This window comes from Leisingera sp. SA32 (assembly GCF_056033425.1).
Genome location: NZ_JBVYHB010000006.1, coordinates 240,089 through 247,500, shown reverse-complemented (window position 1 = coordinate 247,500; position 7,412 = coordinate 240,089). Strand labels below are relative to the sequence as shown.

Below are 7,412 nucleotides of genomic sequence, written 5' to 3'. Positions count from 1 at the left end.
CTGCTCGACCACCACATGCTGTTGGTAGATAGGCTTGAGATCGACACCATAGGGGATCTGCCCGTCCAGCGCGGCCAGCTTGGCGTCGACGTTCTTGCCGACCTCGACGATGTTTTCCGAGGCGATCCCGGCAATGCCGAGGGTAAAGGCCTCTACCCCGTCATGGCGGATGATCAGGTCTGGGTCGTCGACGCGGCCGCGGTGGACATCTGCCATGTCGATCACGTTGATGACCTCGCCCTGCCAGCCGATGGCAAGCCCCTGGATGGCGCTCACGGAATCCGATCCTTCGGGCGCGGTCAGCCGGGTGTCGGCGGGGCCGGAATCCAGACTGCCCGCCGAACGGACCGAGTTGGCGGTGGCAAGCGCATTGCCGATGGCGTCGATCGGAATATTCTGATTGACCGCAACCGCCATTCGCGGCTCGACAAAGATGGCCTCCTCGGGCAGGCCCGCGATCTCCACATCGGCAACCCCGTCCACCGCCAGCAGTTCGCGGCGCAGGAAGGTGGCCAGTTCATGTTTTTCAGCGTCGGTGTACCCCTGCGCCGTCACCGCATAAAACAGGCCAAACACATCGCCGAAGCCGTCATTCACAAAAGGCTGGCTGACCCCGTCCGGCAGCTGCCGGGCGGCATCGCGGATCTCGGCGCGCAACTCTGTCCAGATCGCGGGTAGCTCGGTGCCGTCATAGGTGTCCTGCATCTCCACTTCGATCAGCGAATGGCCCGGCCGGTTGACCGAGGTGATCCGTTTCACCTGCCCCATCTTCTGGATTGCGGATTCCAGCGGTTCAGAGACCTCCAGCGCCACCTGTTCGCTGCTGGCCCCGGGGTATTGGGTCGAGATCACGGCGGATTTGATGGTGAAGGCCGGATCTTCCAGACGGCCGAGGTTGAAAAAGCCCCAGATGCCGCCCAGCAGCGCCGCCAGCATGATGATCCAGGTATAGAGCGGCCGGTTGATCGACCCGCGTGCAATGTCCATCCGTCAGCCCTCAGTTGCCAAAGCCGGTAAAACGGCTGACCTTCTGGCCATCCTCCAGCGCACCGCCGCCGGTCAGCACGATCTCCTCGCCACCGGCCAGACCCTCCGTGATGCGGAAATCGCCGTACTGGGTGGCCTGGACCTGAACCGGGGTCCAGGTGACAGTGCCTTCGGCGGCATCGGCCGGATCAAAGGCCATGACCCCGGTGTCGCCGTTGGCCGCAATCACCAGCGCGGTGGCGGGCACCCGGATCGCCGCATCGCCGGTGTCGACCCGCACGCTCACGGTGGCCGAGGCGCCGGGCAGGATCTGCCGGTCGGCAGGCGGCTCCAGACGCAGGGTCACCCGGTAGGTCTGGCCAATGCTGCTGGCCTCGGCGTCATATTCCAGGATTTCCAGCGGGTATTCGGTATCCTGGCCGGGAAACTGCGCCGAAATCGTCACCACGTCGCTTTCGTCGGCCTGCTGGAACAGAACCTCGGGCACATCGACCTTGACGTGCAGCTCCGACATGTCATGCAGACGCACCACCGGGGTGCCGGCGCTGATGGTGGTGAACTGTTCGACCTCGCGGCGCGACACCAGCGCGTCAAACGGCGCGTTCAGCGTGGCGTGTTCCAGCGCGTATTCGGCATCGCGCAGGGCAACGCGGGCCAGGCCCGCCTCTGTTTCGGCGTCGTCGATCGAGACCTGGCTGACGGTGCCGGCCAGCTTTTCCAGCCGCACCACGGTGCGGTCGGCCTGCTCCTTGCGCAGCCGGGCCTGTTCCAGTTGCAACTCGAACGGTTCAAGGTCAAGCTGGGCAATCACCCCGCCCGCGGACACCGTAGCGCCTTCGACGACCGGGTACTTCACGATCTGGCCGCCAACCTGAAACGCCAAATCAACAGTCTGCTTGGCGGCCACCTGGCCAAAAAACTGCCGTTCCAGCAGCAGGGCCTGCGCAGAGGTTTGCAGCAGCTTGACCGGTTTCAGCGGCGCCTGCGCCAGCGCTGCGGAGGAGAGAAGAAACACTCCCAGACTCAGGGCAAGATTTTTCTTCCAATGCATCTGTAACTCTCTTTCCGGATGCGGGGGCTGTCCCGCGTATTGACTTGCTTCATGGCCGCGGTGTTCGGCCAGCCTTCGGCCGACTGGCCGCAAATCGGGCCACGAACGCTCGCTCCTTATTGCATGGTCGCAGAAAATCCTGTGAACAAGATCACAATTCTGCGATGCAGCGCCCGCCGTCAGCCAAGCTCACCCAGAATGGGGACCCTGCACATATGCGCGTCAATGGCGGACCTTACGTCAGCCCCCAACGACAGGTAGACCTTGCGCGCCGGGTGCATACCAGCCCGGGCCACCGGGTCGCGGCGCAGGGCCCGCGCTATCGGAAGGTTTGCAAAAACAGCATCACCCGCCTTCGATCGCGGCAGCATTCCGTCTGGAGCGACCGGAATTCACCCTGGAGCCCGAGGCTGACAACAAGGCGGTCGCCTTCGGTTACCCCTCAGGCCCGCCTGATGCGCAAATCGCCCCAGCTCCCTGACCAAGCACTGCGACCGCACAAAAGGGGCGCCGTCCAGCGCAAATCTATCACGCGTCCGCGCCCCTTCGTCGACGGACCGGCTCGGCAGACCGGCCCGCGACGCGGCATCAGCGAGGCGCCGCCTCTGCACTGGCGACGCGGCAGATCCAACACTCCGGCGGTGCGCTCAGGAACCCTGCCACAATACACACCGCCCCCACGGGAGCGCACATCCATGCTTCGTAAAGTTTCCCTGGGGCTGGTCATTCTGGCCTGTTACGCCGTGCCTTACGGCCTGCTTGGCGACATGCCGAGCTGGACCGGTGCCTTTCTTTTCTGGACCCTTGCGGGTGTGGCCATCATCGTGCTGAACGCACTGGCAACCGCGTCCTTCAAGGAGGATGACGAATGAGCCCCCTCCTTTATATGGTACGGTATCACCGCCAATGCGGTGATTTCCCTCGTCGTGGCGCTGGCGGCGCGGAGCGGCACATCCTCCACCATGTCGGACTACTTTTTGGGCGGGCGTCGCATGGGCGGGGTGATTTCGGCCCTCAGCTATGCCGCCACCACCTGTTCCGCCTACATGGTGGTTGGCCTTGCCGGGCTGACCTAGAAGGGCGGCGTCGGCGCGCTGGGGATTGAAATCGTCTATTTTGCCGGCGTCTCTCTGGTCGCCATTTTTGGTCCGCGCTTTTGGACGGCGGGCAAGAAATACGGCTTCGTCACCCCATCAGAGATGCTGGGTGCGCGCTATGGCAGCCGCTGGGTTGCACGCGCGGCGGCGATTGTCAGCTGCGTTTTCCTGATCCCCTATTCTGCCGTGCAGCTGTCGGGCGTGGGCTACCTCGTATCCGGCATGTCGGACGGCGCGAATTCCTTTGGCACCGGCCTATTGATCGCAACCGCGCTGGCGATCTCCTTCTCTTATGTGGCGGGCATCCGTTCGGTCATGTGGACCGACAGCCTGCAGGCGCTGGTGATGATCGTTGCCTCCTCCATCGTCGCCATCCTGGGGGTGATCGTGATGGTCGGTATTCTGGCCGCGGCGATCTCCACCATCGTCTCGATCCTGCTGACGCTGTCGTCGATGCCGGCGCGCGACGTCTATGGCAACCTCGGCGGCGAGCGGACCGATCACCGGCAGCTGTTGGTCGGCAAACTGGTGAGCCCGGTGATCTCCATCCTTGCCCTCGGCCTTGCGGCGCTGGAGCTGAGCCTGATCTCGATCCTGTCCGTTGCGGCCTCTGCGGGGCTGGTGGTGACCGTGCCAGCCCTCGTTGGTGCCCTCTTCTGGAAGCGCGGCACAGCCGCCGGTGCCCTGGCGTCCAATCGGCAGCGACGGCGAAGGCAGGCTGACCCCGGCGCCACAGCCACCCCGCCCCAAGGCGGCCGGGGCGGCCGCGCTCAGGAGCGCGGCACCTCTGCCATCCGGGCCAGGATGTCCACACCCTGCTGCTTCCAGAAGTGCAAAAGGTCGATGAACACCCAGTTCTCGGCCAGCTTGTCGCCCGCGCGACGATAGATGTCGATCACCCGGAACTCCCCGGCCTTGTCGGTTGCGGGCATCCCCATGAACCCACCGCTGGGCCGGGCGGTGAAGTTGGGCCAGCCGAAGAAGCCGCCATAATGGCCCTCGGCCAGGCGGCAGACGTGACTGGTTTTTGACCGGTCGGTGAACCCCGCCCGGAATGGCCCCGAATGCTGTCTGGCGTAGCGTTCGATCGTGTAGGTGGCGCCAATTCCTGCCGGTCCCCACCAGATCATGTCGTCTGCCCAGGTCCGGCGCAGCTCGTCCTCCAGGCTCAGCCCGCTCTTCCACTGACCGAGGTCCGAGATCATCGCGTTGATCGTCGCCAGGGTTTTCGCCCCCTCCTCTGGCGGCTGCGGTGTGACCATCAACCCGTCATGCGTCATCGGGCCGGGCTGCACCAGATGTGCGGCGGTCTGCGGCGGAAACGGATGCAGACCCGCCTGCATCATCAGATGCGGAATGTCGAAATACATTGCCGTCTCGGTGATCTTGCCATTCTCGACCTTGTTGAACTCGCAATAGCGCAGAAACGCCATCTTGCCGGTTGGCGCGATGCCCAGCCATGGCGTATCGAACAGCCCCATCAGATGCCCCATCGACACCACCCAGGTGGAGTCAAAGCCGTCCATCTCGTTGGCGCCGGCCATAAAGACATCCTGCCGCCGCTGCATGTGCCGCAACGCATTGCGCAACGGCAGCCAGAACACCTCGGCCACCGCGTCAGCACCCTGCTGCGCGTCAAACGGATGATAGCCGCGCCAAATGTGATTCGAGGCGTAGTAGCGCGACAGCACCGTGCCGACCCCGGCCCCCTCTGCTGCCTCCAATTCGGCGTAAAGCCCCAAGACAACCTGCTTTTCTGCTGCAAAATCCGACATGTGAAACGCTCCCTGCATACGTCTGCAAAAAAGTCTTGCCAAAAACTCACCGGCGAGTCTACCTTATTTGCAATCGTATGCAAAAGCGCCCGGTGATAGCCGGCAAGGGGAGTTCATGGCGGAGATTCAACTGCGCAACGTCGGCAAACGCTGGGGGTCCTTCATCGGGGTCGACAATTTCGACCTGACCATCGCGGACCGGGAGTTCCTGGTTCTGCTTGGCCCCTCCGGCTGCGGCAAGACCACCACCATGCGGATGATCGCCGGGCTGGAAGACGCCAGCGAGGGCGACATCCTGATCGACGGTCAGCGCGTCAATGACATGGACCCCAAGGACCGCGACGTGGCGATGGTGTTCCAGTCCTACGCGCTTTATCCCAACATGAACGTCTACGAGAACATCCGCTTCCCGTTGAAAGTCCGGGGCATCGACCCCAAAACCCACGACGAGAAGGTCCGCCGTGCCTCGGCGATGGTCGAACTCGACGACTTCCTGCACCGCAAGCCGGCGGAGCTGTCCGGCGGCCAGCGCCAGCGCGTCGCCCTGGCCCGTGCCATCGTGCGCGAACCCAATGTCTTCCTGATGGACGAGCCGCTGTCCAATCTCGACTCCAAGCTGCGCGTCTCCACCCGCGCCCAGATCAAGAACCTGAGCCACGAGCTGGCTGTGACGACGATCTACGTGACCCACGACCAGATCGAGGCGATGACGCTGGCCGACCGCGTCGTGGTGATGAAAAAGGGCGTGGTGCAACAGGTCGGCAGCCCGACAGAGATCTACGACCGGCCCGCCAACACCTTTGTCGCCAGCTTCATCGGCAACCCGGCGATGAACCTGATGGAAGGCGAGATCCAGGGCGGAACCTTCCGTGCGAAACACGTGGACATCACCGGGCTGACCGCGCCCGACGGTCCGCTGACCCTCGGCTTCCGGGCCGAGGACGCAGAGATTGCGGCGCCCGGCCAGGGCCAGATCAACGCGCCGATCTACACCATGGAACTTCTGGGCGACGCCACCATGATTTCGGTGCGCGTCGGCGGGGCGCTGGTTTCGGTCAAGGCCGACAAGAGCTTTCGCGCCGAGATTGGCGAGATGGTCTCGATCACCGTGCCACAGCACATCTGCCACCTGTTTGACGGTCAGACCGGCGCGCGGATCGGCGGCTAGCCGCCCCACATCGGGTCGGCGCAGACGCCCCGGCCCCGACCCCAGATGACGTAAAAACAAACAGGGAGAATGACATGCTACTAAAAAGACTTGCCGCCGCCTCACTGATGGCCGGGCTCATGGGGTCGGCCGCGCTTGCCGCCGATTGCGGCCCCGAGGGCCAGTCGATCCGCATCCTCGCCAGCGACTTTCCCGCGATCCACGCGGTGGTGGGGGCCGCCAAAGCGAACTGCGCCGCGTCCGCCGGTGAATTCACCGCCAACCACACCACCGAGGCACGCCAGATCATGAACGCGGCGCTGACCCCGAACCCGGCGGAATACACCTCCGTGATCCTGGCCAACGCCACGCTGACCCAGCTGATGAACGACGGTCTGGTGCGGCCGCTGAACGATCTGGTGGAAAAGTACAAGGACAGCATTCCGCCCAACCTGCTGATTACCATCGACGGCAACGTGATGGCAGTGGCCTTCATGGCCAACTCGCAGCACCTCTACTCGCGCAAGGACATTCTGGAGCAGGCGGGCGTTTCCGCCGTTCCCACGTCTTATGAAGAGCTGCTGGAAGCGGCGGAGAAGATCCGCGCCGCGGGCCTCATGGAGCATCCGCTGGTGATGAACCTGCAAACCGGCTGGAACGTCGGCGAAGTGTTCAACATGATCTACCTCGGCCACGGCGGCGAATTCTTCGCCCCGGGCTCCGCCGAACCCTCGATCAACAACGAGAAAGGCATCGCCGCGCTCAACACCATGAAGGCGCTGGTCGAATACGCCCACCCGGACCACCTGACCCATGCCTCCAACGAAACGCAAGGGCTGTGGGAATCCGGCCAGGCGGCGCTTGGCATCATGTGGGGCTCGCGCGGCGCGCCGATCCTGGATGACGAAGGCTCCTCCGAGGAGGTGACCGCCAACACCGTCCTGTCCGCAGCCCCCACCGTGGGCGGCGGCGCGATCCCCGCGGCGACGCTGTGGTGGGACGGCATCTCGATTGCCGCCAACGTGCCGGACGAGGACGCCGAGGCGACCTTTGCCGCGCTGATCAGCGGGCTCACCCCCGACATGGTTGCCGCCAACAACGACGACGCGGTCTGGCTGCTGCCCGGTTTCCAGCCCGGTCCGGCAGCCGCTGGCGTGGCCGAAACCGTGCAAGGCGGGGCGCGGCCCTATCCGATGATCCCGCAGATCGGCCTGCTGCATGCGGCACTCGGCTCTGAGCTGACCGACTTCCTGAAGGGCGGCGAAAGCGCGGAACAGGCGCTGACCGATGTCGAGACCGCCTACCGGACCTCGGCCAAAGAAGCCGGTTTCCTCAAGTAAACCTCCCCGACTGGA

8 protein-coding genes (1 of these 8 cut by a window edge) are annotated in these 7,412 nt (G+C 64.3%); 5 read left to right on the top strand and 3 right to left on the bottom strand.

Features of this window, described 5'->3' with window-relative positions:
- Together AC0IPL_RS11550 and AC0IPL_RS11545 are read right to left on the bottom strand one after the other, a co-directional pair.
- Positions 1-987 carry the start of an efflux RND transporter permease subunit gene (locus tag AC0IPL_RS11550; protein WP_474274642.1) on the bottom strand. It extends 2,055 nt beyond the left edge of the window, so 987 of the gene's 3,042 nt are visible here — the first part of the coding sequence; its start codon is at positions 985-987; its stop codon lies beyond the left edge, outside the window.
- 10 nt (positions 988-997) lie between these two features.
- Positions 998-2,038 (bottom strand): efflux RND transporter periplasmic adaptor subunit, encoded by a 1,041-nt coding sequence (locus AC0IPL_RS11545; protein WP_474274640.1) that lies wholly within the window; start codon positions 2,036-2,038, stop codon positions 998-1,000.
- Between the two features lie 695 nt (positions 2,039-2,733).
- On the opposite strand from AC0IPL_RS11545, the gene AC0IPL_RS11540 reads away from it, so the two are divergent.
- From AC0IPL_RS11540 to AC0IPL_RS11530, 3 genes are read left to right on the top strand one after another with little or no spacing between them, the layout of a single operon-like run.
- Positions 2,734-2,910 carry a hypothetical protein gene (locus tag AC0IPL_RS11540; RefSeq protein WP_474274638.1) on the top strand — a complete coding sequence of 59 codons (177 nt, stop codon included), beginning with the start codon at positions 2,734-2,736 and terminating at the stop codon, positions 2,908-2,910.
- 39 nt (positions 2,911-2,949) lie between these two features.
- A complete protein-coding gene (locus AC0IPL_RS11535) occupies positions 2,950-3,114 on the top strand; it encodes a sodium:solute symporter family transporter (RefSeq protein WP_474274636.1) in 165 nt (54 codons plus the stop codon).
- 18 nt (positions 3,115-3,132) lie between these two features.
- Positions 3,133-4,023 (top strand): sodium:solute symporter family transporter, encoded by an 891-nt coding sequence (locus AC0IPL_RS11530; protein WP_474274660.1) that lies wholly within the window; start codon positions 3,133-3,135, stop codon positions 4,021-4,023.
- Here the strand turns inward: AC0IPL_RS11530 and AC0IPL_RS11525 are convergent.
- On the bottom strand, positions 3,906-4,910 hold the full coding sequence (locus AC0IPL_RS11525) for a nuclear transport factor 2 family protein (protein ID WP_474274634.1): 1,005 nt from the start codon (positions 4,908-4,910) through the stop codon (positions 3,906-3,908). The genes AC0IPL_RS11530 and AC0IPL_RS11525 overlap by 118 nt on opposite strands.
- 115 nt (positions 4,911-5,025) lie before the next feature.
- On the opposite strand from AC0IPL_RS11525, the gene AC0IPL_RS11520 reads away from it, so the two are divergent.
- Together AC0IPL_RS11520 and AC0IPL_RS11515 are read left to right on the top strand one after the other, a co-directional pair.
- Positions 5,026-6,078 (top strand): ABC transporter ATP-binding protein, encoded by a 1,053-nt coding sequence (locus tag AC0IPL_RS11520; protein WP_474274632.1) that lies wholly within the window; start codon positions 5,026-5,028, stop codon positions 6,076-6,078.
- A gap of 74 nt (positions 6,079-6,152) precedes the next feature.
- A complete protein-coding gene (locus AC0IPL_RS11515; protein WP_474274630.1) occupies positions 6,153-7,397 on the top strand; it encodes an ABC transporter substrate-binding protein in 1,245 nt (414 codons plus the stop codon).
- The last annotated feature ends 15 nt before the right edge of the window (positions 7,398-7,412 follow it).